25 protein-coding genes are annotated in these 26,671 nt (G+C 70.5%); 8 read left to right on the top strand and 17 right to left on the bottom strand.

Annotated features, from left to right (window positions below; all coding sequences use genetic code 11):
• Positions 1-17 precede the first annotated feature (17 nt).
• The 6 genes from G569_RS54835 (at position 18) to G569_RS59870 (ending at position 8,099) form a co-directional block, all read left to right on the top strand.
• Positions 18-2,195: an MMPL family transporter gene (locus G569_RS54835; RefSeq protein ID WP_084286154.1), complete on the top strand. Its 2,178-nt coding sequence runs from the start codon at positions 18-20 to the stop codon at positions 2,193-2,195.
• Positions 2,192-3,310 (top strand): acetyl-CoA C-acyltransferase, encoded by a 1,119-nt coding sequence (locus G569_RS0137075; RefSeq protein ID WP_028067146.1) that lies wholly within the window; start codon positions 2,192-2,194, stop codon positions 3,308-3,310. The genes G569_RS54835 and G569_RS0137075 overlap by 4 nt, the downstream gene beginning before the upstream one ends.
• Positions 3,307-4,347, top strand: a complete 1,041-nt coding sequence (locus G569_RS0137070; RefSeq protein ID WP_028067145.1) for an FAD-dependent oxidoreductase — start codon at positions 3,307-3,309, stop codon at positions 4,345-4,347. The genes G569_RS0137075 and G569_RS0137070 overlap by 4 nt, the downstream gene beginning before the upstream one ends.
• 15 nt (positions 4,348-4,362) lie before the next feature.
• Positions 4,363-5,220, top strand: a complete 858-nt coding sequence (locus G569_RS54830) for an SDR family NAD(P)-dependent oxidoreductase (RefSeq protein ID WP_037501785.1) — start codon at positions 4,363-4,365, stop codon at positions 5,218-5,220.
• Between the two features lie 87 nt (positions 5,221-5,307).
• Entirely contained in the window at positions 5,308-7,521 is a 2,214-nt protein-coding gene (locus G569_RS54825) for an MMPL family transporter (protein WP_053227571.1), read from the top strand.
• A 14-nt stretch (positions 7,522-7,535) separates the two neighbouring features.
• Positions 7,536-8,099 carry a nuclear transport factor 2 family protein gene (locus tag G569_RS59870; protein WP_053227570.1) on the top strand — a complete coding sequence of 188 codons (564 nt, stop codon included), beginning with the start codon at positions 7,536-7,538 and terminating at the stop codon, positions 8,097-8,099.
• On the opposite strand, the gene G569_RS0137050 is transcribed toward G569_RS59870, so the two are convergent.
• The 9 genes from G569_RS0137050 to G569_RS54800 all read right to left on the bottom strand — a co-directional run bounded on the left by G569_RS0137050 (position 8,096) and on the right by G569_RS54800 (position 18,395).
• Positions 8,096-10,036 (bottom strand): hypothetical protein, encoded by a 1,941-nt coding sequence (locus G569_RS0137050; protein WP_028067144.1) that lies wholly within the window; start codon positions 10,034-10,036, stop codon positions 8,096-8,098. The two genes, G569_RS59870 and G569_RS0137050, sit on opposite strands and share 4 nt — an antisense overlap.
• Before the next feature lie 50 nt (positions 10,037-10,086).
• Positions 10,087-10,860, bottom strand: a complete 774-nt coding sequence (locus G569_RS54815) for an alpha/beta hydrolase (RefSeq protein ID WP_211233190.1) — start codon at positions 10,858-10,860, stop codon at positions 10,087-10,089.
• A 182-nt stretch (positions 10,861-11,042) separates the two neighbouring features.
• Positions 11,043-11,921, bottom strand: a complete 879-nt coding sequence (locus tag G569_RS0137040; protein WP_053227569.1) for an alpha/beta hydrolase — start codon at positions 11,919-11,921, stop codon at positions 11,043-11,045.
• The gene (locus G569_RS0137035; RefSeq protein WP_028067142.1) at positions 11,921-13,132 is read right to left on the bottom strand and encodes a hypothetical protein; all 1,212 of its coding nucleotides are present in this window, start codon (positions 13,130-13,132) and stop codon (positions 11,921-11,923) included. Before G569_RS0137035 ends, G569_RS0137040 begins: the two co-directional genes overlap by 1 nt.
• A gap of 17 nt (positions 13,133-13,149) precedes the next feature.
• Complete coding sequence (locus G569_RS59865; protein WP_053227568.1) at positions 13,150-13,890, bottom strand: hypothetical protein; 741 nt, start codon at positions 13,888-13,890, stop codon at positions 13,150-13,152.
• Entirely contained in the window at positions 13,874-14,482 is a 609-nt protein-coding gene (locus G569_RS0137025) for a hypothetical protein (protein WP_028067141.1), read from the bottom strand. Before G569_RS0137025 ends, G569_RS59865 begins: the two co-directional genes overlap by 17 nt.
• The gene (locus tag G569_RS0137020) at positions 14,479-16,182 is read right to left on the bottom strand and encodes a GMC oxidoreductase (RefSeq protein WP_028067140.1); all 1,704 of its coding nucleotides are present in this window, start codon (positions 16,180-16,182) and stop codon (positions 14,479-14,481) included. Before G569_RS0137020 ends, G569_RS0137025 begins: the two co-directional genes overlap by 4 nt.
• 57 nt (positions 16,183-16,239) lie before the next feature.
• Positions 16,240-17,547, bottom strand: a complete 1,308-nt coding sequence (locus G569_RS59860; protein WP_306765375.1) for a protein kinase domain-containing protein — start codon at positions 17,545-17,547, stop codon at positions 16,240-16,242.
• Between the two features lie 17 nt (positions 17,548-17,564).
• A complete protein-coding gene (locus G569_RS54800) occupies positions 17,565-18,395 on the bottom strand; it encodes a serine/threonine-protein kinase (RefSeq protein WP_306765390.1) in 831 nt (276 codons plus the stop codon).
• Between the two features lie 86 nt (positions 18,396-18,481).
• Here G569_RS54800 and G569_RS54795 point away from each other — a divergent pair, with 86 nt between their 5' ends.
• Entirely contained in the window at positions 18,482-19,360 is an 879-nt protein-coding gene (locus G569_RS54795) for a serine/threonine-protein kinase (protein ID WP_306765389.1), read from the top strand.
• On the opposite strand, the gene G569_RS54790 is transcribed toward G569_RS54795, so the two are convergent.
• A complete protein-coding gene (locus G569_RS54790; protein WP_053227564.1) occupies positions 19,357-20,508 on the bottom strand; it encodes an alpha/beta fold hydrolase in 1,152 nt (383 codons plus the stop codon). The two genes, G569_RS54795 and G569_RS54790, sit on opposite strands and share 4 nt — an antisense overlap.
• Positions 20,509-20,518: 10 nt before the next feature.
• Positions 20,519-21,160 (bottom strand): SDR family oxidoreductase, encoded by a 642-nt coding sequence (locus G569_RS0136995; protein WP_028067139.1) that lies wholly within the window; start codon positions 21,158-21,160, stop codon positions 20,519-20,521.
• Between the two features lie 38 nt (positions 21,161-21,198).
• Between G569_RS0136995 and G569_RS0136990 the strand changes: the two genes are divergently transcribed.
• Positions 21,199-21,927 (top strand): Crp/Fnr family transcriptional regulator, encoded by a 729-nt coding sequence (locus G569_RS0136990; protein WP_028067138.1) that lies wholly within the window; start codon positions 21,199-21,201, stop codon positions 21,925-21,927.
• On the opposite strand, the gene G569_RS0136985 is transcribed toward G569_RS0136990, so the two are convergent.
• From G569_RS0136985 to G569_RS0136960, 6 genes are all read right to left on the bottom strand, one after another.
• A complete protein-coding gene (locus G569_RS0136985) occupies positions 21,896-22,774 on the bottom strand; it encodes a hypothetical protein (RefSeq protein WP_157592565.1) in 879 nt (292 codons plus the stop codon). The genes G569_RS0136990 and G569_RS0136985 overlap by 32 nt on opposite strands.
• Positions 22,775-22,786: 12 nt before the next feature.
• Positions 22,787-23,575 (bottom strand): non-homologous end joining protein Ku, encoded by a 789-nt coding sequence (gene ku / locus G569_RS54785; RefSeq protein WP_053227562.1) that lies wholly within the window; start codon positions 23,573-23,575, stop codon positions 22,787-22,789.
• 2 nt (positions 23,576-23,577) lie between these two features.
• The gene (gene ku, locus G569_RS54780; RefSeq protein WP_037502141.1) at positions 23,578-24,342 is read right to left on the bottom strand and encodes a non-homologous end joining protein Ku; all 765 of its coding nucleotides are present in this window, start codon (positions 24,340-24,342) and stop codon (positions 23,578-23,580) included.
• 18 nt (positions 24,343-24,360) lie between these two features.
• Complete coding sequence (locus tag G569_RS54775) at positions 24,361-24,876, bottom strand: nitroreductase family protein (protein WP_053227561.1); 516 nt, start codon at positions 24,874-24,876, stop codon at positions 24,361-24,363.
• Entirely contained in the window at positions 24,873-26,210 is a 1,338-nt protein-coding gene (locus G569_RS54770; protein WP_084286150.1) for an alpha/beta fold hydrolase, read from the bottom strand. Before G569_RS54770 ends, G569_RS54775 begins: the two co-directional genes overlap by 4 nt.
• Positions 26,211-26,293: 83 nt before the next feature.
• Positions 26,294-26,572, bottom strand: coding sequence for a hypothetical protein (locus G569_RS0136960; RefSeq protein ID WP_028067136.1), 279 nt, complete (start codon positions 26,570-26,572; stop codon positions 26,294-26,296).
• Positions 26,573-26,671 lie beyond the last annotated feature (99 nt).

Below are 26,671 nucleotides of genomic sequence, written 5' to 3'. Positions count from 1 at the left end.
CGAGGTACAACACGCACATGCAAGCTGCCATGGACCGGCTCGAGCGCTTCATCGCGCGCCGCCGCCGTCTCGTCTTGGGTGTGTGGGTCGGCCTGTTGGTCGTCGCGCTGCCGTTCGCCTCTCAGCAGACCAAGAACCTGACCGGAGGTGGGTTCGACAACAAGGGCTCGGGCTCCCATGAAGTGGCGCAGGCGCTCAAGGAGATCCCGGGGGCGCAGGCCGAGACGCTGGCGATCGTCATCGACAACCGGGCGCAGAAGCCCGGCGCGGTGGACGCCGCGATCGCCAAGATCCAGAAGGACGGCTTCAAAGACGTCTCAGGCGTGGCGCTCGACCCGCAGGCGCTTGCCGCGGCGAAGGCGGCCGGGGACAAGCAGATCGTGGTCATCCCGCTCGACGTCACGGCCTCGCGCGACGAGGCGGTCGACGAGGCCGCGCAGATGCGGCTCAACCTCGGCATCGACGACCAGGCGGACGCCGCCGCGCCCCTGCACCTCGTCGGCCAGGGCGCGCTGTGGGCGGGCATGCAGGAGCTCTCCAAGCAGGACCTCGAGCAGGCCGAGTTCATCGGCCTGCCGATCGTGCTGATCGTGCTCCTGCTGGTCTTCGGCTCGCTGGCCGCCGCCGCGCTGCCGCTCGCGCTCGGCGTCGTCTCGGTGATGCTCACCGGCGCCGTCGTCTACTTCCTCTCGCTCAACGCGGAGATGTCGATCTTCGTCACCAACATGGCCTCGATGCTCGGCATCGGCGTGGCGGTGGACTATTCGCTGTTCATCCTCGCCCGCTATCGCGAGGAGCTGCACGCGGGTCTGAGCCATGACGAGGCGCGCGAGGCCGCGATGCGCACCAGCGGCATGGCCGTCGTCTTCTCCGGCGTGACGGTGATCGTCGCGCTCTCCGGGCTGTTCCTGATCGACGCGACCGTCGTGCGCTCGATGGCCGTCGGCGCGATCGTCGTCGTCGCGATCGCCGTCCTCGCCGCCGTGACGCTGCTGCCCGCGCTGATCGCCGTGCTCGGCCGGCGGGTGAGCGAGCCGGGCAAGATCGTCGGCCGCCTGAAGCGCAAGAAGGTGGCCAAGACCGGCCCCGGCTTCTGGGAGCGCTGGACGGCGACGCTGATGAAGCGCCCGCTGCCGTTCGCGATCGGCGCGACCTTGCTGATGCTGCTGATCGCCTCGCCCGCGCTCAAGCTCAAGCTCGACAACGCCGCGATCGCCCAGTTCCCGAAGGACTTCGAGACGCGCGTCGGCTACGACCTCGCCGCGCAGGCCACCAGCCCCGGCGCGATGGGCCCGGTCCAGTACGTCGTCACCGGCGCCAGCGCGGCCGAGCAGGCCCAGATCCTGGCGTCGTTGAAGGCACAGCCCGACGTCGCCGCGGTCGCGGCGCCCGTGTCCTCCGCGGACGGCCGCCGGACGCTGTTCGTGATCACGCCCGCCCAGGCGCCGGAGAGCAAGGCGACCTACGCGCTGGTCGACCGCCTGCGCGACCAGATCCCGCTCCCCGCCGGCGCCACGAGCGCGGTGGGCGGCGCCGCGGCGCAGAACCAGGACTTCGCCTCGCTCGTCAACGGCTCGCTGTGGAAGGTCGCCGTCTTCGTGATGGTCCTCTCGTTCATCGTGCTGCTGCTGGTCCTGCGCTCGGTCGTGCTGCCGATCAAGGCCGTGCTGATGAACGTCCTCTCGGTCGCCGCCGCGTACGGCGTGCTCGTCGTGGTCTTCCAGTGGGGCTGGTTCGACTGGACCGGCTTCGACCACCTCGGCTACGTCCAGGCGATCACGCCCGCGCTGTTGCTGGCGATCGTGTTCGGCCTCTCGATGGACTACGAGGTCTTCATGCTCAGCCGGATCAAGGAGCGCTACCAGGCCACCGGCGACAACCGCAAGGCCGTGGCGCAGGGGCTCGAGGCGAGCGCCAAGACGATCTCCAGCGCCGCGGTCATCATGGTCGCCGTCTTCGCGATCTTCGCCGGCACCGGCGTCCCCCAGATCAAGGAGATCGGCGTCGGCCTCGCGGTCGCGATCGCCCTCGACGCCACGATCGTGCGCCTGATCCTCGTCCCGACGACGATGGAGCTGATGGGCGACTGGAACTGGTACCTGCCGAAGTGGCTGGACCGCATCCTGCCGGACATGGACTTCGAGTCCTCCGGCAGCGAGAAGCACGAGGAGGCTCCGGTAGCCTCGCCGGTGTGAACCCGGTCGTCATCGCCGGCGGCGCGCGGACGCCGATCGGGCGCTTCAACGGGGCGCTCGCGAAGGTCGACGCCGTCGCCCTGGGCGCGCATGCCGTTCGGGGCGCGCTGGAGCGGACCGGCCTGGAGCCCGACTACATCGCCGTCGGCAACGTGCTGCAGGCGGCGAACGGGCAGAACCCCGGCCGTCGCGCGGCGCTGCAGGGCGGCGTGGGGCGGACCGTGCCGGGGATCACGCTCAATGACGTGTGCCTGGCGAGCATGAGCGCCGTCGGGATCGCGGCGGCACTGATCCGCGGCGGCGAGGCGGGCACGGTGCTCGTCGGCGGCTTCGACTCGATGACGCGGGCGCCCCACGCGCTCCGGACGCGACCGCCGCTGCGCATGGGGGACGCGCCGATGATCGACGTGATGGTCAACGACGGGCTGTACTGCTCGATCGCCGACGCGGGCATGGGGGCGATGTCCGACGCCGAGAACGCGCGGCTGGGGATCTCGCGGGCGGCGCAGGACGAGTTGGCCGCGCGCTCGCACGCCAACGCCGCCGCCGGGGTGACCCGGCTCGCCGAGGAGATCGTCGGGCTGCCGCAGCTCGAGACCGACGAGGGCGTGCGCGAGACGAGCCTCGAGGTCCTCGCGCAGCTGCCGCCCGCGTTCACCCGCGAGGGGACGATCACCGCCGGCAACGCCTCGCAGGTCTCCGACGGGGCGGCCGCCGCGGTCGTCACCACCCGCGACCGCGCGCAGGACCCGCTGGCGACCGTCCGCGGGCGGGCGGTGGTCGCGGGGCCGGACTCGACGCTGCACCTGCGTCCCGCCGAGGCGTCGCGGAAGCTGCTCGACGCCCACGGCCTGCAGGCGAAGGACATCGCGCTGTGGGAGATCAACGAGGCGTTCGCGGGGGTCGTCCTGGCCAGCGCGATCGACCTCGGCATCGATCTCGAGCGCGTGAACGTCAACGGCGGCGCGGTCGCGCTCGGCCACCCGCTCGCGGGCTCCGGCCTGCGCCTGGTCCTCACGCTCGCCTACGAGCTGCGCCGACGCGGCGGCGGGCTCGGCGTCGCCACCCTCTGCGGCGGCGGCGGCCAGGGCGAGGCGATCCTGCTCGAGGTGTGATCGACCTCCTCGTCATCGGTGCCGGCCCGTACGGCCTCGCCGCCGCCAAGGCCGCGCGCGACAAAGGGCTCGAGACCCGCGTGCTCGGCCGCCACATGTCCTTCTGGCGCGAGCACATGCCCGCGGACATGTTCCTGCGCTCCGGGCCCGACTGGCACCTCGATCCCGCGTACGAGCTGACCCTGGAGCGCTTCCTGGAACTCCACGGCGAGACGCCCGACCCGCTGCCGATCGGGCTCTTCCTCGCCTACACGGACTGGTTCACCGAGCAGGCGGGGATCGTCGTCGAGGACGAGCGGGTGGTCGAGCTCAAGTCCGGGTTCGAGGCCGTGCTCGAGAGCGGCGAGACGATCCGCGCACGCCAGGTCGTCGCCGCGCCCGGCATCGCCCGCTTCACCCACCGGCCGGAGTGGGCGACGGTCGGCGACCACACGTGCGACCTGGTCGACCTGGACGAGCTCGCCGGCGCCCGGGTGCTGATCGTCGGGGGGCGCCAGAGCGCGTACGAGTGGGCGGCGCTGGCGGTCGAGCACGGCGCGGCGCGCGTCGACGTCGTACACCGCCACCCGCAGCCGCGTTTCGAGCGGGTCAGCTGGCGCTTCGTCGACCCGCTGATCGACGCGACCCTCGCGACGGACGGCTGGTGGCGGGGACTCCCCCAGTCAGAGCGCGACGCGATCGCGCGCCAGTTCTGGGAGGTCGGTCGTCTGACGCTCGAGCACTGGCTCGAGCCGCGCCTGAACGGCGTGCGCGTCCACGCCGGCGTCAGCGAGATCGACGCCGGGCGCTTCCGCCCGGACCGGATCGTGTTCGCCACCGGCTACAAGGCGCAGCTCGCCAACGTCCCGTACCTGAACGGGCTGGGGATCGAGACCCGCGACGGCTTCCCCGTCCTCGACGCCCACATGCAGACCTCCGTTCTCGGTCTCTACATCCCCGGCTTCGCCGCCACGCAGGACTTCGGGCCCTTCTTCGGCTTCGTCAAGGGGGCGCCGGCGGCCGCCGAGTTGATCGTGCGGAATATCCCGGGCCGTTAAGTCGTCTGACGACTTATGCCCATCGAATCTCACGCCGTTCTCATCACCGGCACCTCGACCGGAATCGGCCGCGAAACCGCCAAGCTGCTCGCCGGCAAGGGCGCGCCCGTCTACGCCACCGCCCGCAACCTGGACTCGATCGCGGACCTGGAGTCCTTCGGCTGCCGGCTCCTCGAGCTCGACGTGACCGACGAGGCGTCGGCGCGCCGCGCCGTTGATCACGTCATCGCGAAGGAGGGCGCCGTCGGTGTCCTCGTCAACAACGCCGGCATCAACGAGCTCGGCGCCGTCGAGACGCTGCCGCTGGACCGCGTGCAGGCGATGTTCGACACCAACCTGTTCGGCCTCATGCGCATGTGCCAGCTCGTCCTGCCCCGCATGCGCGCCCAGGGCTGGGGCCGGATCGTCAACGTCGGCTCGATGAACGGCCGCTTCACGTTCCCCGGCATGGGCAGCTACTGCGCGACCAAGCACGCGATCGAGGCGACCAGCGACGCGCTGCGCCACGAGGTCCGCCCGTTCGGTGTCCACGTGTCCCTGATCCAGCCCGGGATGGTCAAGACCGACCTCGGCAAGACCGCGGTGCAGCGCCGCTCGGGCGACCACGACGGTCCGTACTCCGACTACATGAGCGGGGTCGTGGAGTCGGCGCTGACCTACCAGGACGGGCCGATGGCGCGGCTCGCCTGCGACCCGGAGGATGTCGCCGCGACGATCCGCCGGGCCATCGACGAGGACCGGCCGCGCGCCCGCTACCGCGTGGCGGCATCGGCGCCGCTGATGCTGACGACCCGCAAGCTGCTGCCCGACGCGGCCTTCGACGCGTTCATCCGCAGCCAGTTTCCCTCTCCTGAGCCCTCCACAAGGGGGTAGCGCTGGGCCTGAGCGCGGGGTTATGCTCGCGCTCTGACCCGTTCCGCCCATAGTCGTGCGCCCAGGAGGCAGTGAGTGCAATCCGCGATGAACCGACTCTCCGGATTTGTCCGGACGCGTCGAAAGCTCGTCTTCGGGATCTGGATCGGATTGCTGGTGCTGTCCGTGCCGTTCGCGTCACAGCAGACCAAGCACCTCTCTGGCGGTGGCTTCGAGGTCCCCGGCGCCGGCTCCGACAAGGTCGACAAGGAGATCGCCCGCTTCCAGGGCCAGAGCACCGAGCCGCTCGGCATCGTGCTGCGGGCCGAGAACGGCGGTGACATGAGCGCCGCCGTCGACCGCGTCAAGGCGGCGGCGGCCAAGGTCGACCACGTCGAGCTCACCGACCAGGCCGCCGAGGCGGCCAAGCAGGCCAAGCCGTCGGCGGACAACGCGATCGTCTTCCCGCTCGCCGTCACCGGCACCCGCGACGAGGTGCTCAAGGCCGCGATCGACCTGCGCGACGAGCTCAAGGTCGACCAGGTGACCGACGGCGTGCAGCCCTACGTCGTCGGCCAGCAGGCGCTGTGGGCGGGCATGCAGGAGCTCCAGCAGAAGGACCTCGAGAAGGCGGAGAGCTCCGGCTTCCCGGCGATCCTGATCGTGCTGCTCGCGGTCTTCGGCTCCGTGCTGGCCGCGCTGCTGCCGGTCGGGCTCGGGGTCGCCGCCGTGATCATCACCGGCGCCGTCGTGTTCTTCCTCTCGCTGGCGATCACGATGTCGGTGTTCGTGACCAACGTCGCGTCGATGCTCGGCATCGGCGTGGCGGTGGACTACTCGCTGTTCGTGCTCTCGCGCTATCGCGAGGAGCTGCACGCCGGGAAGGACAAGGCCCAGGCGCTCGATGTCGCCATGCGGACCTCCGGCGCGACGGTCGTCTTCTCCGGCATCACGGTCATCGTCTCGCTCGCCGGCCTGTTCCTGATCGACTCGACCGTCATGCGCTCGCTGGCGATCGGCGCGATCGTCGTCGTCGCGATCGCGATCATCGGTGCGGTCACGCTCCTGCCCGCGCTGATCGCCATGCTCGGCGACCGCGCCGACAAGAAGGGCAAGATCGTCACGGTCACCGGGTCGCTCTACCGGCGGGTCAGGCCGAAGAAGCCCAAGCCCGCCGGCACGCCGACCTTCTGGGAGAAGTGGTCGACCGCGGTGATGAAGCGCTCGGCGCTGTCGGCGATCGTCGCCGCCGGCATCCTGCTCGCGCTCGCCATTCCCGCGCTCTCGCTGCAGTTCGGCAACGGCGCCCTGCGCCAGTTCCCGGCCGACAACGAGACCCGCGTCGGCGCCGAGCTGGCCGGCAAGCTCGTCGCGCCCGGCGAGTCCGCGCCGACGCTGATCGTGGCCAACTTCGACAGCGCGATCTCCGATCCCGCCAACCAGACCGCGCTGCAGAGCTACATCACCGGCCTGAAGGCGACCGACGGGGTCGCCCGCGTCGACGACGCGATCGCCTCCGACGACGGCAAGGCCGCCCTGATCAAGGTCGTGCCCGCGCAGGATCCGGAGTCAGAGGCGACGCTGCACCTCGTGGAGCGGCTGCGCGAGGAGGGCGGCAAGGCGTCAGGCCTGGCGAAGCTCGCCGACGTCCAGGTCGGCGGCGCGAGCGCCCAGACGCGCGACTTCACCCACCAGATCTCCGGCGGCCTGTGGAAGATCTTCCTCTTCGTGCTGATCTGCAGCTACGTCGTGCTGCTGGTGGTGCTGCGGTCGGTCGTGCTGCCGCTGAAGGCCGTCGTGATGAACCTCCTGACCGTCGGTGCCGCCTACGGCGTGCTGGTCATGTTCTTCCAGTACGGCTGGTTCGACTGGACCGGCTACGACTCGCTCGGCTACGTGAACGCGATCACCCCGCCACTGCTCCTGGCGATCGTGTTCGGCCTGTCGATGGACTACGAGGTCTTCCTGCTGAGCCGGATCAAGGAGCGCTACCACGCGACCGGCGACAACCGCCGCGCGGTCGCCGAGGGGCTCCAGGGCTCGGCCAAGGTGATCTCGAGCGCGGCGCTGATCATGGTCGTGGTCTTCTCCGTGTTCGCGCTCACCGGCGTGCCGCAGATCAAGGAGATCGGCGTCGGCCTGTCGGTGGCGATCTTCCTCGACGCCACGCTCGTCCGGCTCGTCCTCGTCCCGGCGACGATGGAGCTGATGGGCGACGCCAACTGGTGGCTGCCGAAGTGGCTGGACCGCATCCTTCCCAACGCGGACTTCGAGTCCGACACCGCCCACGACGAGAGCCGCGAGCCCGCGGCGGTCGCCTGAGAAAGGACGAGTACGTGACCTCCCCGACCAGCACCTCGGAGGCCCGCAAGCAGGAACAGCTCGAGTTCCTGGGCAAGTATTGGAACTCGCTGATGGAGAACGACATGGAGACGTTCTCCACGCTCGTGGGGCAGAACTGCATCGTCCACTACCCCGGCAACCACTTCCTCTCCGGCGACCACGTCGGCCACGACGCGATCCTGGAGCTCTACAAGAAGCTCTACAAGCTCGGCCTTGAGCAGGGGACCTTCATCGGCGAGCTCCACGACGCGGTCACCTCCGACGACCACGCCTGCGCGCTCGTCAAGTACCGGATCGTCGTCGGCAAGGGCATGGAGATCCCCGGCGAGGCGATCGGCGTCTTCCACATCGAGAACGGCCAGATGGTCGAGTACTGGCTGCTCGAGCGCGACCAGAAGATGATCAACGACATCATGAAGATCTCCGGCAAGGCGGCCCTGGCCGGCGGCTCGAACGTGCAGATGGCGTTGGGCGCGCTCAAGCAGCCCCTGGCCCTCGCCCGCACGATGCGCCGCGTCATGCGGGTCAAGAAGGGCAACACCCAGAAGATGCTCTAGCGCGGCGGCACCTTCACCGTCGTCCGGCGGTACTTGTTGTCGTCGTTCTCGGCGATCGAATAAACGTCGACCCGCACGGCGCCGGTCGGTTTGCGGATCCGCACGCTGAAGCTCGTCCGCCGCGCACGCCCGGTCGGATTGCCGACGCCGACCGTCTCGTCCTGGTCGTCGACGGCGATGACGAAGTAGTCGCGCGGACGGGCGGGCTTCGCGGTGTGCCAGCGCACGAGCAGGTCGTCGCCGTCGCGTGCGAGCGTCAGGCCGAGCACGCGCGGCGGGTAGAGGATCTTGGCCCGCCGCAGGGTCAGCGACAGGGTGCGCACCGTGACCGTGCGCGCGCCCGGCGCGCTCGAGCGCACGACGATGCGCACCTTGCCGCCGCCGCGCGGGACGAGCGGACGGTCGTACGGAGAGAACACGAGGCGGTCGGAACCCGCCTTCGCCAACGACACTGACGCGGCGATCGGCGGCCTGCCCTCGAGCTGCGCGTCGATGTCGCACGCGGCGGAGCAGCTGACGCGCAGGACCAACGAGTCAGAGTCCTTGAGCGCGCGCGAGCGTGGCGGCGTCAGCGTGACCCTGGGCGCCGGGGGATCGGCGGCCTCGGGGGCGCCGTCGCGCGCGACCCGGATCCGGCCGCCCGCTCCGAGCCGGTCATTGTCGCTCCAGGCGACGGCGGACGACCCGTCGGCGAGTACGACGGGCGTGATCTCGGCGATGTCCCGGAGGCTGCCCGTCAGGCCGTAGACCTCGTACGAGTCCCCGGCGAAGTTCACCTGCGCGACGCCCGGGACGACCTGCCAGGCGCCCTGGCGCTTGGCCAGATGACCCCAGGTCACCATGACCCGCCCGTCGGCGGTCGCGACCGCGCGCGCGAGGTCACCCCCGCCCGACAGCACGAACCGCTGCTGGATCCGCATCGCGTCGCCGCGGAGGCGCTTCGGGTACACGAGATCGATCGCCCGCCCGAAGCGGCCCGCCTGCTCGCGCGTGCGCACCGTCAAGCCTGCGATGGTCGGGCTCGTCCAGGCCACGACCGCCCCGCCGCCGGGGCGCAGCACGGCCGCCGGGGAGTTGCGCAGCGTGTCGGCGGGGCGCACGAGCGTGGTCGGTGCGGCGAACTGGCCGCCCGGTGCCCGCTCGGCAGCGACCAGGCGATCCGCGGACGTGAAGACGGCCAGGGCGCGACCGTCTTCGCCGACCGCGAGGGCGTACGGCCCGCCGTCCGTCTCACCCACCCGCTGGGGCGCGCCGAAGGCCGCGCCGGGCGGCGCGACCGCCGCCCACAACTCGGTCCGCGCATCCTCGTCAGGCCCGCGCACGGTCCATACGACCACCGCTTCGCCCGCCGCGCTGTACCCCGCGCGCACGGCCGAGGGGTCCTCGGGGTTCGCCCGGCGCGAGTCGAGCCGCTCGGGGGCTCCGAACGCTCCGCCCGGGAGCCGGCGCGCGACCGTCACGACCTGGCGCCGGCGTTCGTCGCTCGTTCTCGTCGCGACGAGCGCGTCGCCGCGCGCTGAGGCCGCGACCGCGAGCTCGATCCCGGATCGCGGGCCGGGAGGGAGGATGTCCACCGGCTCGCCCCAGTCGTGTCCGGGCTCGCGCAGGAAGCCGCGCACCCATGTCTCCCCGTCGGCCTCGGAGTAGACCGGGAACGCCAGCACACCGCCGCCGCCGGGCCAGCTCGCGACCTCGACGCAGTCCTGCGCGCCGTCGGTCGGCAGGACGCCGCCCGCCGTCAGACCCGCCGGCGCGGCCGTCAGGAACGGCGCGGTGGTCTCGGTCTGGCGGACGAGCTCACCGGGAGCGCCCGTCGCCCGCAGGCAGACGGCGGGCCCTTTGAGGGCTTGGAAGGGCAGATCGCCGAACGGCGCGGCTGACGCGGTGGCGGGCAAGGCCAGGGCGAGCACGGCGAGCGCCGGCAGGATCCGAAGCATCGGCGCACCCTAGATGAGGGAAGCCTGAGCGCACGTCCGACATTCGTCCGTCAGAGGTGCGTCGCGAAGAAGGCCACGACGTCGTCCGAGCGGTCGGAGATGTACTGGTAGCCGGAGTAGCGCTCGGTGGACGGGTAGCGGATCACCGGTCCGGCGGTGTGCGGCGTGGCGGCGGCGAAGCCCTCGACGACCGCCATCTCGCCCCACTGGTCGCCCGTCCCCTGGACGTACTGGACGACGGTGCCGTTGAGCCGGCGCGCCGGGACCGCGGGGTCCTGCCGGCTGGGTCGCGGCGCGCCCAGGGCGGCGTACAACAGGTCGACCGGCTTGATCAGCGCCGGCCCGAGCGGGCCGAGCTCGGTGCGGGCGAAGTTCGTGTTGAACGAGGTCAGCTTGGTCGGCTGGATCGCGAGCACGGCCTTGACCGGCTGCGCGTCGGGCGTCCCGTAGAGCACGACGTTGCCGCCCGCCGACGTGCCGATCGCGCCGATGCGCTCGTGGTCGACGTCCGCGCGCGAGCGCAGGTAGTCGACGGCACCGACGAAGTCGCGCGCCTCGACGGGCCCGTAGGTCTGCGGGCCGGGGGCGTCGGCGCTCTCGCCGTGCCCGCGCAGGTCGAACAGCAGCACGCCGAAGCCGGCATCGTGCAGCGCGCGGACGGCGGGGAGGAAGTCGACGTCGCGGTCGGGGACCGGCGTCTGGCCCGCGATGTTGCCGAGCCGGTTCCACATCCACCCGTGCACGAAGACGACCGCCGGCGCGACGCCTTCGGCGGGCACGAACCAGCCCCGCAACCCGACGCCGTCGCTCGCTTGGAACGACACATCCTCATAAGTGAGTCCTGCGTCAGCGGGCGTGCGCGTGAGCGGCGCACGGTGTGAACGCAGCATGAGTTTTGTCAGCAGCAGCGGGCGAAACGGCATGGGCCGACCCTATGGTCAGCCCACGGAGAACTAAATGAGGGAACCCCCTAAACAGCGGACGCAGTCCGCTCGCGAAGATCGCGCTAGAGGTGCTCGCGGAAGAAGCCGACGACCTCGTCGACCCGTTCGGAGATATAGCCGTAGCCCTCGTAGCGGCCGGTCGAGGGGAACTTGATCACCGGCCCCGCGTTGGCCGGCGTGACCGAGGCGAACTCCTCGACGATCTCCATCCGCCCCCACGGGTCGCCCGTCCCCTGCACGTACTGGACGACCGTGTCGCCCAGCTTGCGGGCGGGCACCGCGGGGTCGTGCTTGCCCGGGCGGGGCGTCCGCATCGCCGCGTAGACCAGCTCCATCGGCTTGGTCATCGGCGGCCCGAGCGGCCCCATCTCCGTGCGCATGAAGTTGTTGTTGAACACCGCCAGGCGGGTCGGCTGGATCGCCAGGATCGCCTTGATCGGTTGCGCGTCGGGCGTGCCGTACATGACGATGTTGCCGCCCATCGACGTGCCGATCGCGCCGATCCGGTCGCCATCGACGTCCGGGCGCGCGCGCAGGTAGTTGACGGCGCCGATGTAGTCGCGCGCCTCGACCGGCCCGTACGACAACGGCTTCGAGCTGCGCTCGGACTCCCCGTGCCAGCGCACGTCGAAGAGCAGCACGTGGTAGCCGGCGTCGTGCAGGCCCTTGGCGGCCGGCAGGAAGTCGACGTCGGCGTCCTTGAGGCCCTTGACCTGGTGGGCGACGTTGCCGAGCCGGTTCCACATCCACCCGTGCACGAAGACCACGGCCGGGCCGGGCTCGGCGGACCCGTTCGGGATGAACCAGCCCTTCAGCCCGATCCCGTCGGATGAGGGAAAGGAGACGTCCTCGTACTCCAGGCCCACATCGGCGGGCGTGCGATCCAGTGGCGCACGCCGGGCGTTGAGCATCAGCTTGGTCATCACGAACGGGTTCAGCACTACGCCACCTCCGCCTCGTCCTCCACGGCCGGCAGCGCCGGCGGGAACATGATCAGCGAGATCCCGTAGCCGACGCCCATCGAGGTCGTCAGCACGCCGGTCCACATCGTGGGATGCCAGCCGAGGCCGCCGTCGCCGAAGAGCGCGATCGCGGCCTCCCACGGGCCCCAGATCAGCAGCGGCACGATCAGCGCGAACGCGCGGATGCGGAACCGCGAGACCGGGTCCTCGACGAGCATCAGTCGCGAGAGGGTGTCGACCAGCAGGCCGACGACGATCAGCGTGAAGATGAACTCGATGTGCGTGAACCGCGTGAAGAACGGGAACAGCACCGCGAGCAGCGTGCACATCATCGTCACGGAGCCGAACGGCAGCACCCAGCGCCGCCGCACGTAGAGCACGGTGGCGACGAACGCGGCGGTCCAGATCAGGATGCCGCCGATCGAGGCCATGTTCGAGAACAGGTAGTACGGGAAGACGTCGCCGCTGTAGTTGATCGCGGAGTCGTAGAGCCCCTCGACGTGCTTGACCGAGTCGCCCGAGCCCGGGGCGTAGGCGTCCTTGAAGGTCAGCAGGTTGTCCTGGAAGTCCCCGCTCGGGACCATCGTCCAGAACCACGGCAGCAGGTTCATGAACGTGAACGAGACCATTGCCAGCACGGCCGTGGCCGAGATCAGCGCGGGCCAGAGCTTGCTCAGCGGCAGGACGCGGCCCGGGCGGTTCCAGGTCGACGCGAGGCCGATCCCGCCGAGCAGGCCGCCCGCGAGGAAGAGCATCTGGTGGGTCGGGCTGAACGGGGCGTCGATCTGGTTCTCGAAGCCGTAGGCGGCGTGCCAGGCGAAGTCACCGGGGCCGCCGAGCGCGGCCAGCGGCAACGCCACGAGCGCGAGCCCGTAGCCGAAGGGCACGGCCTCCATGCTGATGTTGAGCTTCTTCAACCCCTTCGGCTGGCGCTTGACGAAGACGACCCCGATCCAGCCGCCGAGAAAGCTCAGCCCGGCGTACATCATGATGTGCGCCGAGGACCAGAAGCTGTCCAGCGTCGTGGAGTTGTTGTGCAGCCAGCCGTCCCAGAAGACGGCGAACAGGGTGAAGACGGACAGCGCCATCGTCACCCAGTCCTCCCACGGCTCGGTCTGCGGGCGGTTCTTCGCCTGCAGGATCTGCCGGGCGGTCAGCCTGAAGTCCGCCGAGCGGATCGTCTTGGCCATTCAGATTCCCTTCCTTGTCACAAGCCGATCCCCGGCACCCCGCCGGAGCTCATCTGCAGGTCGTCCCAGGCCTTGGCGGCCAGCTCCCAGTCGGTCTCGGAGTCCTGCGCCTCGCCGTGGCGCAGCATCCGGATCAGGTACGCCAGCGCGGAGAGCATCGCGATCGCGGCGAACGCGATCTGGACGCTGAGCACGCCTTCCTCGGTCCAGTACACGTCGTCGAGCTCGAGCAGCAGCGCGGTCTCGTCGAGCACGAGCGCGACGCCCACCCCGAACGGGAACGCCAGGTACTTGTCGAGCTTCTCGCCCTTGGTGCCGATCGCGGTGCCGCCGGCGGCCAGCGCGATGATGCCGCCGGGGAGGAAGTGGTGGATGTGGCGGTCACCGACCACGACGTCCTTGATCGGCCCGATGCCGCCCTTGGTGCGGATCGTCCACGTGATGCCGCGCGTGATGCCGAAGGCGACGGTGAACGACGCGAGCATGTTGAACAGCGCGTTCTCGCGCGTGCGGCTGACCGCGTAGCCCTCCTTGAGGGTGATCACCGCTTCGATCGGCTTCGCCCGGCGATCCTCCTCGGACGAGATCTGGCGGCTGCGCGGAAGCGTCCCGAGCCGCCACACCCGCATCACCTCGGCGGTGAACACGGTCAGCACCGCGCCGCCCGCGAGGACGCCGAGCACGTGCGTGCGGTTGGAGGTGGCGTTGCGGGCCGCGTCGGCGGCCGCGAGGCGCTTGGCCTTACGCGTGGACGCCATGTCGCCGCCCCTTGCGCAGGTAGGCCTCGGCCAGTTGCTGCACGAAGATCACCCCGAACTTCGCCATCCCGGGCACCTGGCCGCGGAATGTCGTCAACTGCTTGGCGAAATCGCGCGCACGGATGATGATGATCCCGGAGGCGATGACGGTCGCCGCGTCGTCGTCGCCCGCCGCCACGTGGCCCTGGAGCACGCGCGTGAAGAGCGTCGTGGTGTCCTTCCAGACGTCGAAGCCCGCGTCGTCCTTGACCAGCTTGAAGCCGGTCATCGTCAGCGGGTGGCCGACCCCGTCGCGGAACCAGAGCCGGTAGAGCATGTGCTTGACGCCCGGCTCGACGTCCACGAACAGGTTGAACCAGCCCTGCTCGACCGGCAGCTTGCCGCCGAAGGCGTCGGACTCGATCCAGCCCGCCGCGGTGGCGGGCCGCAGCGGGTCGTGGGAGAAGGACTCGATGTCCGCGACCTCGATGGTCAGGTGGAACTTGAACGCCCCTGACCCGTCGCGGTTCGGCTGTGCGCCACGGGCGAAGTCGAGCTCGCCGAACGTGACGTGCCCGAGCATCTCCTCGGTGAAGCGAACGCTTGAGCTCATGAGGCCGCCGCCTCCGCGGCGCGTCGGTCGGGATCGATGATCTGGTCGGCGAAGCGGTCCGCCAGCGCCGCGATCGTAAAGCTGGGGTTCGGTCCCGTGGGGCCAGGCATGACCGAGCCGTCGGCGATGTGCAGGCCGGGATGGCCGAACACGTTGCCGTAGGCGTCCACCACACCCTCGCCCGCGTGGCGTCCCATCGGCGCGCCGCCGAGCGGATGCACCGTGATCACCCGCCGCAGGAACCACAGCGGGTTGTCCGTAAAGCGACCACCGAGCGCGGTGGCGAAGTCCCGCGACGTGTTGCGCAGGCGGGTGAAGTACTCGTCCGAGCCCGACGCCTTGCGCCAGTCGATGTCGAGTTGCCCCTTGCGCAGGAACATCCGCCCGTCGGGGACGTCGCGTCCCATGCCGAGCAGCGGCAGCCCACCGGAGGACAGCTCGGACGGCAGCATCAGATCGGCGATGTGACCGGTGACGTCGGTGTCCGCGTCCTTCGAGAGCCAGTTCTTGACCAGGTAGGCCGCACCTTCGCGCCAGCGCCAGAGCTGCTTCGGGGCGGAGACCACGTGCAGGATCCAGGCCAGGTGCTGCGGGAAGCCGGCGTCCTGCAGGTAGAAGCCGCGGCCGGAGCCGCCGGGATCATTCGCGTCGGGCATCCGCGCGGTCGAGGTGATCACCGGGCCGTAGCCGGGGTCGACGATCCGCGGCTCGCGCACGCCGTCGGTGACCTTGGTCGTGTTCAGTGCGAGCGTCAGCAGGTCGCCGTTGCCGCAGAAGCGGCTGCCGAGCTTGCGCGAGAGCGCCGGGAACGCGCTGCGGTTCTTGAGCAGCAGGTTCGTGGTGCCCAGTGTCCCGGCGCTGAGGATCAGGTGGTCGCAGGTCAGGTCGTACGTGACCGGGTGCTCGGGATGCTCGGCGAGGTCCGCGTACGTGACGTCGTAGCCATGACCGTCGGCACGTGGCCCGATCCGGCGCACGTCCGCCAGCGTGCGGATCTCGGCCCCGTGGTGCTTGGCGTACGTGAGGTAGTTGTAATCGAGGGTGTTCTTGGACCCGTAGTTGCAGCCGACGTCGCACTCGCCGCACAGCTGGCAGGTCGTGCGCGTGCGGCCGTGCAGGTTCGGGATCTCCTCCACGACCGCCTCGCCCGGGACCGGCGGCCGGCCCTCGTTGGAGAAGCTGACGGCGAGCTTGGGGAGGAACCACTCCAGGCCGTTGGCCTCGGCGGCCTCCTTGAAGGCGATCGTCTTCGGCGTCGACGCGTACGGCTCGTGGTCGAACGGATACTGCTGGAGCTTGAGCATCTTCTCGACGCGGTCGTAGTGCGGGTCCAGGTCGGCCCGGTTGACCGGCCAGTACTCGTAGCCGCCGTCGGACATGTCCTCCTGGACGAACCAGTTCTCGTCCTTGCGGATGAACACGTTCGCGTAGATCAGGGACCCGCCGCCCAGGCCGGCGCTCACCAGCGCGTCGATGCCCTTGAACGACCAGTAGTGGTACATGCCGACCAGGCCGCGGGGCGGGTCCCAGAAGCTCTCGCGCGCCCGGAACGGACTTCTCGTGAACGACCCGGGGGGATACGGGCGCCCGCGCTCGAGCACGAGCACGCGCTTGCCGGCCTCGGCCAAGCGGTAGGCCGTGACCGACCCGCCGAAGCCCGACCCGACGACGATGGCGTCGTAGTGGCTGTCCAAGCTCATCAGCACGCAACCTAACGGGGTCGCGCCAAGGTCAGCAAGTACGAAACGTCCAGGCCCTTACGCCAACAGGGTACGGCCGCCGCCCGTGGACAGCGGGAACGTGTCCAGGTCGAGCGCGACCACCGCCAGATCGGCGAACAACATGACCTTGTTGAGGTCCTCGCGCAGGTAGGGACCGCCGTCGCGGCGGTCGAGCACGGCGAGCACGCCGATCGTCTTGCCGTCGCGGTGCAGCGGCGCGGTGACCATCGTGTATGGCACGTACCCGGTCCCGGCGGCGACCTGGCGGGCGAAACGCGGGTCCTTGCGGCATTCGGGGACGAACACGCCGTCGCCGGAGGCCACGACCGCGCCCGCGATGCCGACGCCCGGCGGCAGCCGCATGCCGACGACCTCGGAGGCGCCCGCGCCCCACGCGGCCTCGTAGACGAGCTCGCCGTTGGCCGGGTCGGTCAGCGCGATCGAGCAGGCCGCGGCGTCGAACATGCCCGCCGCGGTGCGCACGATCGCCTCCATGACGCGCCGGCGGGTCGTCCCGCGGCCCAGCGACTGGGCGAGCGAGTGCCCACGGTCGCCGGTCAGCGGCACCCCGATCGCCTCGGCGAACGAGGCCGCCGAGGAGATCCGCTGCTCGGGCAGCATCTCCAGGCCGCCCGCGAGCGCCTGCTGGAGCTCCGGCGGCAGGCTCGGGGCGATCTTGTCGAGCTTGAGGACGTCGCCGTAGCGCGGCGGCGAGCCGATCAGCAGCGTCCACAGCGTGGCGGCGAGGCTGAAGATGTCGCTCGCGGCCGAGACGGTGCCGCCGGCGAAGACCTCGGGCGCCATGTAGCGCGGGGTGCCGACCGCGATCGTCCCCTGGTCCTCCTCCGAACCCAGCGCGCGGGCGACGCCGAAGTCCACGAGGATCACGCCGTCGTCGCCGAGGATCATGTTCTGCGGCTTGACGTCGCGGTGCACGATCTGCTGGCTGTGCACGTAGGACAGCGCCTCGCAGCCGTGGCGGACGTACTCGATCGCGTCGCCGATGGTCAGGCCGGGGTCGCCGGCGCGCTTGAGGATCGCGCCCAGGTCGACGCCGTGGACCAGGTCCATGACGATGTACAGGCCCTGCTCGTCGCTCGAGTGGTCGAGCACCTTGACCACCCGCGGGTGGCTGAGGCTCGCCAGCAGGCGCGCCTCGATCTCGAAGCGCGCGGCGTGACGCACGTCCAGCAGGCGCTTGACGGCGACGTCGGTGCCCGATTCCCGGTCGATGGCACGGTAAACCGCACCCATCGCTCCACTGGAGATGGGCGCAACGATCTCATAGCGCCCGTTGAGCGCTTCCCCCCCGACGGCAGTCGCCTGCTGATCCGGTCGCGTCAAGTGCTCGGTTCGTCCCCCTAAGCGGCTTCTGCCAGGCAGTCGGGAGCCGGCATGTTCATCGCGCCGAGCATCTCGACGACCAGGCCGCCCGCAGTGGCCTGGCGCTCGTCGGGATCCTTCGACATGCCGGTCGCCAGCACGTCGTCGAGCGCCTTCGGCAGCTCGGGCCGACGCTCGGACACGCTGGGCGGGGGTTCGACGATGTGGGCGTACATGGTGGCGGCGTCAGTGTCGCGCAGATACGGGACGGTACCGGTCAACGTCTCGATCGCGAGACAGGCGAGGCCGTAGATGTCGGTCGCGGCGCCCACGCGTTCCCCGTCGAGCAGCTCGGGGGCCATGTAGTCGATCGTCCCCAGGACCTGCCCGGGGGCGGTCAGCGCCTCGCCCTCAGGATCGCGCGCGAGGCCGAAGTCGCCGAGGAAGACGTCGCCCAGGCCGGGGTCGACGAGGACGTTGGCGGGCTTGACGTCGCGGTGGACGACCCCGACCGCGTGGGCGGCGTCGAGCGCGCTCGCCACGCACGCGAGCATCCTCATCGCGGTGTCCACCGGGATCGGCCCGGCCACGATCGCGTTGCGCAGCGTCGAGGAGACCAGGCGGCTGGCGATGAACAGCTCGCCGTCGACCTCGCCCATCCCGTGGATCGGGATGATGTGCGGGTGGCTGAGCGAGGCCAGCAGCTCGCCCTCGCGCCGGAAGCGCTCGCGGTACACGGGATCGATCGAGACGTCGTCACGCAGCACCTTCAACGCGACAGCGCGTCCCGTGATGCGGTCGATCGCCAGATATACGACGCCCATGCGCCCCACACCTACGATCCCCTCGATCCTGTAGTCACCGAGCATTGGCTTGTCCATAAGCGAGATCGGCATCTAGTCTCTCGGCTTTACCGGTGAGCCGCAAGTCGCGCCTGACCGTTTGTCGGGTGGTGATGCTGGACCTCACGTCGAGCGGATATGCTTCGCCCGCTCGTATGCCTGAGATTGCACTCGAGCCCAGGCCGGGCGATTCCGTAGGCCCCTACCGGATCACCAGGACCATTGGGCGTGGCCGGATGGGGGTCGTCTTTGAGGGCGTCGCGGATGGCGGCGACCCCGTGGCGATCAAGGTCGTCACGACCGAGCTCTCGCAGGACGAGGTCTTCGTCCGGCGCTTCCAGCGTGAGGTCGCCGCGGCGCAGAAGATCTCGCACCCGCACGTCGTACCCGTGCTCGGCGCGGGCGAGGAAGGCGGCCTGCCGTACCTCGTCCAGGCCCTGATCGCGGGCGGCTCGCTCCATGACCGCCTGGTCAAGGAGGGCTCGCTCAACCTCGCGACGACGGTCAAGCTCCTGCGCGGGCCGGCCGAGGGGATCGACGCGCTGCACGCCTCGGGGCTCGTCCATCGCGACATCAAGCCGGGCAACATCCTGCTCGACGGCGAGACGGCGTACGTCACCGACTTCGGCCTGGCCAAGGACAGCCAGGCGTCCAACCTCACCCGCCCGGGTCAGGCTCTGGGTTCGCTTGATTACATGGCGCCTGAGCAGATCCGCGGCGAAGAGGTCAGCGCGGCGACCGATATCTACGCCCTCGGCTGCATGATCCACGAGTGCCTCACCGGCACGCCGCCGTTCGGCGGGCGCCCGTCGATGCGCGTGCTCTTCGCCCACCTGCAGGAGGAGCCGCCGGATCTCTCCGAGCAGAAGCGCGGCGACATCACCCCCGCCGTGGCGAAGGCGATCAACAAGGCACTGGAGAAGGAGGCGGAGGACCGTCCCGCCTCCGCCGCCGGCTACATCTCCTCGATCGCCCGCGCCGCCGGCCTCTAGCCGAGCTTGGACTTGATGAAGTCCGTCGCGTCCGCGGCGGGCTTGGAATCGACGACCGCGCCGGCGTGGTTGACGCCGTCGTAGGTCTTGTAGGTCACCTTCGCCTTCAGGCTCGTGGTCAGCGCGTTGGTGAAGTTCGGGAGCACCGTCGTGTCGGCCTTGCCCTGCTCGATCAGCACCGGGCCGGAGATCTTCAGGGTGTCCGGATCGTCGTCGGCCTTCAACGCGGAAGTGATCGGGGCGATGTCGGCGCCTTCCTTGACCAGGCCCGCGGGCGAGATCGAGCCGAACGAGTCCGGCTTGCCGAGCGCGTCCAGGCAGCGCTCGTCGATCTGCGGGTAGAGCGCCTTGGCCGGGTCCGACAGGTAGCTCTGGACGTTCAGCGCCGGGTTGGCGATGTCCACGCCGCGCAGGATCATCGCCGCCAGCGGCGCCAGGCCGCCCGGGCTGGTGAGCGCGGTCAGCAGCGTCGACTGCTGGCTGAGGTGGCTGACCGGGGCGAACGCGACCGTCCCCTTGAGCTTGAGCTGCGGCGCGACCTTCTTGACCAGCGAGGCGGCGAAGAGCGCGGCCTGGCCGCCCTGGGAGTGGCCGGCGATGACGAGGTTCTTTCCGATGTCCGGGTTGAGCTTGCGCGCGGCGTTGACCATGTCGAGCGTGCTGCGGCCCTCGGAGTCCCCGATCAGGTACGGGTGCGGCCCGGGCGTCCCGAGGCCCTCGTAGTCGGTGCGCACGACGGCGTAGCCGGCCTTCAGCCAGCGGTTGAGCAGCGGGCTGTCGTAGTTGGCCTGGGTGCCGATCTTGCTCGGGGCGCACGCGTCGGCGATGCCGACGGTCCCGTGCGCCCACGTGATCACCGGCCAGCCGCCCTTGGGCGCCTTGCCCTTCGGGACCGCCACGTCGCCCGAGACCGCGACGGTCTTGCCGTCGATCCCGGTCGAGGTGTAGAGCAGGAGCGTGTTGGCCTTCGCGCTCTTGAGCGCGGCCGGCCCGGTCAGCTTGCGCTGCCAGATCGGCGCGCCGTGCCCGCTGGGGAGCTTCGAGGGCGGGGTGTAGAACGCGTCCCCGGCGGGACCGTTGTCGACCGCGGCGCTGGCCGGCGCGGCGATGGCGAAGAAGAGGATCCCGGTGAGGATGCGACGCTGCATGCCGAAGACGCTAACGACTTGTAAATGAGAGAACGGCGTCTTCGATCGGGTCTGGTCCATTGAGCAGGTCGAACGCGCCGTGCACGGTGTTGTCCGCGCCCAGGCACGCGAGCAGCACCGCGGCGACGTCGTCGCGCGTCACTTGGCCGTATGCGAGCCGCGGCGCGAGCGCGACCCTTCCGGTGCCCGGATCGTTGGTCAGCCCTCCTGGTCGAACGATCGTCCATCGCAGTCCTGAGTCCTGCAGCGCGAGGTCGGCGTCGCGCTTGGCCTCGAGGTAGGGACGCATCGGGCTGTCCGGGTCGATCTCGAGCGTCCCCATGCTCGAGACCATCAGGAAGCGCTCGACGCCCACCTCCTTCGCCGCCTCGATGCACTTGACCGCCCCGCCGAGGTCCATGGTCTGCTTGCGCGCGGCGCCGCTGCCGGGCCCGGCGCCCGCGGCGAACACGATCGCGTCGGCGCCGGCGACGTGCGGGCGCACGTCGTCGCGCTCGAGGTCGCAGAGCACTGGCTGGGCGCCGTCGGCCTCGAGGTCGGCGGCGTGGTCGGGGTTGCGGATCAGGCCGCGCGCGATGTCTCCGCGCTGGGCCAGCAGCCTCAGGAGGCGGCGGGCGATCTGCCCGTGACCTCCGGCGACGAGAACGTCCATGCGGACCATTTTGTCCGGTTGCTGCTAGAACCGGAGCAGTGAGCGATCCGGTCAACGTGCTCGACGTCGATACCGCATTGGCCGACCTGATCCCGATCGAGCAGCGCGCGCAGGCGCGTCAGGCGACGGGTGCGGCCACGATCGAGTTCGACGTGGGCAGCTGGACCGAGCCGGTCGACTCCGAGTCCTTCCGCGGCGGCTACGGCCTGCTGGTGCTCGAAGGGCTGATGCTGCGGCGCGCCGGGATCGAGGGTCGGCACGCGGCCGAGCTGCTCGGCCCGGGCGACCTCCTACGCCCCTGGCAGCACGACGCCGGCGACTCGACGCTCGAGGTCGACTGGGCGTTCCGCGTGGTCTCGCCCGCGCGCGTGGCCGTGCTCGACCCGCGCTGGACCGCGCGGGCCGCCGCGTGGCCGCAGATCGGCGCCGAGCTGGCCGGGCGGGCGTTGATGCGCTCGCTGCGGCTCGTGATCGCGATGGCGATCGCGCAGCAGCCGCGGCTCGACGAGCGGCTGTGGATGCTCTTCTGGGATCTGGCCGACCGCTTCGGCAAGGTCCACGCCGACGGCGTTCACCTGGACCTGCCGCTGACCCACGAGGTGTTGAGCCACCTGGCGGGCGCGCGCCGTCCGTCGGTGTCGGGCGCGCTGACGCGGCTGGCGGAGGAAGGGCGCCTGCGCCGCTCCGGCCGCCACTGGGTGCTGGCCGGCGACCCGCCGCCGCTGGACTCGAGCCTCACCGGCGCCAGGTCACGCTCCGCAGGATGAGCCGGCACGGCTGCTCGGCGTCGTCCTCGTCGAAGTCGTCCTCGGGCGGACACACGTAGGCGACCGCCTGCTCGGCCCCGAGCGGAACCGCCAGGTTCGCGCCGGCCGGCAGCCCCGCGTAGTGCTTCTTGCCGCTCTTGAGGTCGACGCGCCACAGCCGGTACGGGCCGCCGAACTCGCCGCCGCGCTGTGTCGCGTAGGCCTTCGTCGGCGACAACACCGCCCCGGCGAGCGACGTGTCCCCGGACGCGCCGTGGGCCACGCGCATCACGATCCGGCCGGCTCCTGGGCCGGTCGCCGGCCAGTAGGCGAGCTCGAACTCCTCGACGTCCTCGTCATCGCGGATGAACTCGTTGACGTACGCGACGCCGACACCGTTGAAGTCGATCGAGTTGCCGGCGAGGCTCTTGGCGCGACCGACGTCGCGCGCCTTCCCGCCTTGCGGGACGATCTGCAGCCGGCCGTCGCGGATCACCGCGAACCGGTCCTTCCAGAACGCCCAGTTCTGGACCTTGCCGGGGCTCTTGATCCTTCGCTCGCGCTTGGCGGCGAAGTCGTAGAGGTAGAACTTCGACCCGCGCTCATAGACCGCGACCGGCCGGCCGTCGGGCCCGGCGGCGACGTCGATCCCGTCGACGCGCTTGACGTCCACCTGGACGGCGGCGCCGGCCTCGACGGTCCACAGCGTCCCGTTCGCCTCTGTCCACGCGACGCGGTCGCGGTAGCCGTCGAGCGTTCCGATGTCCGTCTTGTCGAAGGTCCGCAGGGCCGTGTCGGCCGTGTCGGCCGCGTGGGCGGGAGCGGCGGCGCACAGCACCAGCAGTGAGGCGAAGATGAGCGCGCGCAAGGTCACGCGAATCTAACGGACCCCGACCGGCTCTCCCTTCTCGATCTTGTTCAGCGTCTCCTCGAGCGCGGCCATCAGGTCCGCGACGGGCTCGGCGGCCTTGCGGTCCTCCTTGGGCGCGGTGACCGCGCCGCCCTTGCGCTTCTTGCGCACGACAGCCTGGAGCCGCTTGCGGTACTCGTCGTCGTAGTTGGCGGGGTCCCAGTCGACGGTCATCGCGTCGATCATCTTCAGCGCGCGGTCGACCTCGGCCTTCTTCGTGCGCCCGCCGGCGCCCGGGATGCCGTCGGTGGGGCGGACCTCGTCGTGGAAGCGCATCGTCTCGAGCGTCAGCGCCTGGTCACGGGCGCGGATCGCGACCAGGTACTCCTTGCTGCGCAGGACGAAGCGCCCGAGCGCGGCGCGGTCGGTGCGGCCCATCACCTCGGCCAGCAGCCGGTAGGCGCGCACCGTGCCGTCGGTCTCGCCCGCGGGGACGAGGTAGTACGGGTGGTCGAAGTAGATCGGGTCGATCTCGTCCAGTGCGACGAACGCCTCGATCTCGATCGTCTTGGTCTTCTTCGGGTCGGCGGCGGCGAGCTCGGCGTCGGTGACGATCGTGCCCTCGTACTCGTTGCCGATGTCCTCGTAGTCGACCTCGACGCCCTCCTCGGAGCAGACGCGGCGGGTCTCGACCGGCGTGTCGTCCTTCGCGTGCAGCTGGCGGAAGTGCAGGTCGAGGTCGCGCACCGCGCTGGTCAGGCGCACGGGCACGTTGACCAGGCCGAAGTTGAGCGAGCCGGACCAGAGCGGGCGGGGCATGGCTAGAGGCTCGCCTCCAGCGCCGCCATCAGGTCGTCGGCGTCCTGCTGCTTGGTCTCCTCGGGCGCCTCGACGATCTCCTCGCCCTTGGCCTTGCGCGCGATGACGTCGAGGACCGCCTCCCGATAGGTGTCCTCGTAGCTCTCCGGCTCGAACTTCGCCGCGAGCGACTTGACGAGCTTCCCCGCCATCTCGATCTCCTTGTCGGACGGGTTGCGCTGCGGGCTCGGGAGATCCAGGTCGTCGACCTGCACGACCTCGTCGTGGAAGTTCATGACCTGCAGGCTGAGGATCTTGTCCAGCGGGCGGATCGCGACCAGCCGCTCGCGGTCGTGGAAGGTCCAGCGGGCGATCGCGACCTTGCCGGACTGCTCCAAGGCCTTGCGCAGCAGGCGGTAGGCGGCCTCCCCGTCGTCGCCGGCGCCGAGGTAGTAGGTCTTGTCGTAGAAGGCGGGGTCGATCTGCTCGCCCGCGACGAAGTGCTCGACGTCGATCAGCTTCGAGCGCCCGCCCGCCGCCGCCGCGATCTCGTCCTTGGTGAGCTCCACGAACGAGCCGTCGGAGAGCTCGTAGCCCATGACGATCTCGTCCTTGTCGACCTCTTCGTCGTGCTTCGGGCACACGCGGCGGTGCTCGATGCGGGCGCCGTCCTTGAGATGGACCTGATGGAAGTGGATGCTCTTGGACTCGGTCGCCGAGTAGACCTTGACCGGGACGGTGACGAGCCCGAACACGATCGTGCCGTTCCAGATCGAGCGCGGGGCCATGCCGGACGGCTTACCCAGCTACGGCAGGAAGAACGCGAACTCCTCGACCGGCGCGCGGTCCGGGACGCGCTGCTCTTGGCGCGGGTCGCCGAGGTGCAGCAGGCCGATCGGCAGCTCGTCGGCGGGGATGCTCAGCGCGGCGCGGCCGGCTTGCGACTCCATCACCGGGACGGTGCGCCAGTAGCCGGCGAGGCCGCGGGCGTGGGCGCCGAGCAGGACGATGTAGGACGCGACCGCGGTGGCGAGGACGTCCTCGTGATCCTGCGCGCTGTCGCCGGTCTGCTTGGCGCTGGCGGCGATCAGCGTGGGCGCGCGGTCCAGCTTGGACCCGCTGCCCGGCTTGGCCTCGTCGGCGGCCTGCTTGAGCGCCTCGCGGGCGTTCGGGCCGAGCACGCGGAAGCGCCAGGGATCGGTCACGTGATGGTTTGGCGCCCAGCGCGCGAGCTCGAACAGCTCGAGCAGGACGTCGTGCGGGACGGGGTCGGGGCCGAACGCCTTGTGCGTGCGGCGGGTGCGGATCAGGTCGTCGATCACCCGGCGGATGCTACGAGCCGCCGCACGGCGGCCAGCGCCTTCGGGTCGCCCTGGTCCTGCACGTCGTGGCCGGCGCCCTTGACGATGATCAGCTTGCCGCCGGGTGCGTGCGTCAGCGCCTGCTTGGCCCACTCGTACGGGGTGGAGAGATCGCGGTCGCCGTTGAGCAGCAGCGTGGGGACGTTCGGGAGGTCCTGCGGCCCCGCGGGCTTGGCGACGCTCACCGGCGGCCAGTACCGGCACTGCAGCACGAAGCCGTTGCCGGTCGCCGTCCCGCGGTCGAACGGGTACATGTCCGCCTCGGTGAGCTTGTCCGCGGCGGCGTTCACCGCCTCCTCGCGCCCGTTCTCCGGCGCGGAGGCGTCCCCCCACGGCGCGGGCCAGTCGGCGCACAGGGTGCTGGCGTGCAGGCCCTGGCTGAGCTGATCGGCCGGCCAGCGGTGCACGACCTTGCCGACGCCGGTCAGCCAGCGCTGCAGCGACGCGTCGTCGCCGGCGGCGGCCTGGTGGATCGCGTCGATATACCCCTGGTCGCGGGGCGCGCCCACCGACAGCGCGGTGAGCATGTCGAGCAGTTGCGGGCCGAGGCGCTGGTCCTTGACGACCTTCGCGATCGCCTTGGTCGTGCTGGGGCCGAAGATCCGGCTCGCGGCGTCCATCTGGGTCGTGGCGAGCATGCTCGAGCCCTCGGCGGGCACGACGCTGTCCAGCACGAGCGCCGCGACCCGCTTCGGGTAGGCGAGTGCGTAGCGCTGCGCCGTGTACGTGCCGTAGGAGATGCCGTCGAGCGCGAGCTTGTCGGCCTTGAGCGCGATCCGCAGGGCTTCGAGGTCGTCGACGGTGTCCGCGGTGGTGAAGAACTGGCGGCGGTCGCCGAGATCGGTCGCGCACCCGGTGACCGCGTCCTCGGTCGGCGGCGTCAGGTCCGAGGCGCCCATCTCCTTCTGCAGGTCGGGGCAGTCGAGCGCGGCGCCGCCGGTGCCGCGCTGGTCGAAGGCGACGATGCGCACCGTGTCCGCGGTGGGGCCGAGCCATTTGCGCACGCGCGTGATGAACGGCACGCCCGGCTCGCCCGGGCCGCCGCTGAGGAAGACGAACACGGGCGCGGTGTCCTCGCCCTCCACCGCGACCTTCAACGACAGCGTCTCCCCACCCGGCTTCGAGCGGTCCAGCGGCACCTTCAGCGTCGCGCACGTGGCCTTGCCGCAGGCGTGCGCCGCGGTCAGCTCCGGCACGGGGGTGGGGACCGCCGTGGCTCGCTGCTTCGACGCCTCAGGCGCCTTCGACGAGCCACAGCCGGCGAGTACCACGAGCAGGACGACAGCGCGGCGCACACCCGTACATGGCTCGTGAGACCTTAAGGGGTCAGACCCTTTAGGTAAAGCCCACCTAAGGGGTCTGACCCTTTAGGTGGCGCTTATGCGGCGGCGGGGACGTTGGACGGCCCGCAGGCGAGCAGGTTCGCGACGAGCATGTCTATGCGCTCCTCGAGCCAGCGGCCGCTCGAGAGCAGGTGGTCGGTGAGGTCCCCCATGTCCTGGAGGGCGCCTCTGGCCTCCTCGAGGTCGGAGGCGAAGATGAGGGTGTCGGCGGCGTCGCGGATGCGAGCCTGCTCGGCGGGCAGGAGCTTCGTCGGCCCCAGCTCGGCGAGTGTCTGTACAACGCGCCCGTAGGCCTGTGTGCGTTCGTTGGTCATGACACGTGGTCTCCTTGGACGGAGTCTTCGTCACGAGAGCAACGGTTCTGAAGTTTTGAATTGGCGGTTAAGTACCGGACTCCACAAGTGTTCGAGGTG

The sequence above is a fragment of the Solirubrobacter soli DSM 22325 genome (genome assembly GCF_000423665.1).
GTDB lineage: Bacteria > Actinomycetota > Thermoleophilia > Solirubrobacterales > Solirubrobacteraceae > Solirubrobacter > Solirubrobacter soli.
Note: the sequence above shows the minus strand (reverse complement) of the source record. Positions and strands in the feature narration are given on the sequence as shown.

What these genes read in the sequence shown, in the direction of transcription:
- G569_RS54835 (WP_084286154.1), top strand. Translation starts at nt 18, where the DNA reads ATGCAAGCTGCCATGGACCGGCTCGAGCGCTTCATCGCGCGCCGCCGC.
- G569_RS54830 (WP_037501785.1), top strand. Translation starts at nt 4,363, where the DNA reads ATGCCCATCGAATCTCACGCCGTTCTCATCACCGGCACCTCGACCGGA.
- G569_RS54825 (WP_053227571.1), top strand. Translation starts at nt 5,308, where the DNA reads ATGAACCGACTCTCCGGATTTGTCCGGACGCGTCGAAAGCTCGTCTTC.
- G569_RS0137050 (WP_028067144.1), bottom strand. Translation starts at nt 10,036, where the DNA reads ATGCTTCGGATCCTGCCGGCGCTCGCCGTGCTCGCCCTGGCCTTGCCC.
- G569_RS0137035 (WP_028067142.1), bottom strand. Translation starts at nt 13,132, where the DNA reads ATGGCCAAGACGATCCGCTCGGCGGACTTCAGGCTGACCGCCCGGCAG.
- G569_RS59865 (WP_053227568.1), bottom strand. Translation starts at nt 13,890, where the DNA reads ATGGCGTCCACGCGTAAGGCCAAGCGCCTCGCGGCCGCCGACGCGGCC.
- G569_RS0137025 (WP_028067141.1), bottom strand. Translation starts at nt 14,482, where the DNA reads ATGAGCTCAAGCGTTCGCTTCACCGAGGAGATGCTCGGGCACGTCACG.
- G569_RS0137020 (WP_028067140.1), bottom strand. Translation starts at nt 16,182, where the DNA reads ATGAGCTTGGACAGCCACTACGACGCCATCGTCGTCGGGTCGGGCTTC.
- G569_RS54800 (WP_306765390.1), bottom strand. Translation starts at nt 18,395, where the DNA reads ATGCTCGGTGACTACAGGATCGAGGGGATCGTAGGTGTGGGGCGCATG.
- G569_RS54795 (WP_306765389.1), top strand. Translation starts at nt 18,482, where the DNA reads ATGCTGGACCTCACGTCGAGCGGATATGCTTCGCCCGCTCGTATGCCT.
- G569_RS54790 (WP_053227564.1), bottom strand. Translation starts at nt 20,508, where the DNA reads ATGCAGCGTCGCATCCTCACCGGGATCCTCTTCTTCGCCATCGCCGCG.
- G569_RS0136995 (WP_028067139.1), bottom strand. Translation starts at nt 21,160, where the DNA reads ATGGACGTTCTCGTCGCCGGAGGTCACGGGCAGATCGCCCGCCGCCTC.
- ku (WP_053227562.1), bottom strand. Translation starts at nt 23,575, where the DNA reads ATGCCCCGCCCGCTCTGGTCCGGCTCGCTCAACTTCGGCCTGGTCAAC.
- ku (WP_037502141.1), bottom strand. Translation starts at nt 24,342, where the DNA reads ATGGCCCCGCGCTCGATCTGGAACGGCACGATCGTGTTCGGGCTCGTC.
- G569_RS0136960 (WP_028067136.1), bottom strand. Translation starts at nt 26,572, where the DNA reads ATGACCAACGAACGCACACAGGCCTACGGGCGCGTTGTACAGACACTC.